The 1,283-nt window shown below is 42.9% G+C and carries 1 protein-coding gene; it reads left to right on the plus strand.

All coding sequences use genetic code 11. The features are described from left to right. A partial coding sequence (locus ACS8FD_RS15085) for a type VI secretion protein IcmF/TssM N-terminal domain-containing protein (RefSeq protein WP_439276449.1) occupies positions 1 to 1,283 on the plus strand: 1,283 nt, incomplete at both ends.

Consider the following 1,283-nt stretch of genomic DNA (forward strand, 5'->3'; position numbering starts at 1 on the left):
TACCAAAAATGATCCAAGCTATGCCTTAGACTTAGCCAAAAACTTACGCAGCCGTGTCCAAGACTTGACCGAACAGTTGGAAGTCTACGCCCCTGTCTACGTAGTCTTTACCAAGATGGACTTGGTCTCAGGCTTTCGTGACTTTTTTAATGATTATGAACAAGAAGAGCGTAGTCAAGTATGGGGCGCGACCATCCCTTACCCTGAAGATCCCGAAAACATCAACATCACTGACGTATTCGAAGAGCATTTTGGCGTATTGGTCAACGGTTTAAAAGACTTGAGTACGACAAAATTGTCTTTGCGTCATCAGCGTACTGTCTCGCCAAGTCTGATGACTTTTCCTATGGAATTTCAGTCGCTACGTCCGATGATAAGGACGCTCATGCATGCTTTGTTTGAGGACAACCCTTTTCAATTTAAGCCCATATTGCGCGGATTTTACTTTACTAGCGCCTTACAAGATGGGCAGGTTAGCAGTCAGATGACTTTGCAAATGGTGCAAAATTACGACTTGCATCCACCAGCTGTACCCCTCAATACCCAACAAGAAGCTGCTGATAAACCTTATTTCTTACAAGATTTATTTTCTAAAGTCATCCTAAAAGACAAGCATTTGGTCAAACAACACAAAAACCGTAATAAACGCAGTCATCGTGCTATTGCTACATTAGGCGCTGTAGTTGCATTGTGCGCGGCTGTCAGCCTATGGACATGGTCATATGCTAATAATAAGCAATTAACTGAACGCGTAGTAGCCGACTTACAACAAGTTGCCGAGCTACAAAAAAACGCTAATGGTGATCTGCAGTCTCAGCTTGAGTCACTTAGTATTTTACAAAGCCGAATAGAGCAGCTTGAGAACTATGAAGAAGATAAACCACTGTCTTTGAGTCTTGGTCTCTATCAAGGCGGCAAGCTCAAACAAAAACTACTAGCAGAATACTATAACGGCATCCGCATCATCGTCTTAGCCCCTACCAAACAAAATATAGAAAAGTTCCTGACAGAGGTAAATACTAACGCGGCGCAACTGACAGTACGCACAGAGGAATCTGCAACTGAAAATACAACTGAGACTACGACTAATGACGCTTATATTCAGTCCGATCCGACCGATGTTGAAGATGCTTATAATGCGTTAAAAGCTTATCTTATGCTAGGTAATCACGACAATTTAGAAACCAGTCATTTAAGTGACCAAATGACAAGGTTTTGGCGTAACTGGCTCGATGCCAATCGAGCTGACATGCCACGCGACAAAATGATTCGCCAAGCTGAGC

Source organism: Psychrobacter sp. 1U2 (genome assembly GCF_051847575.1).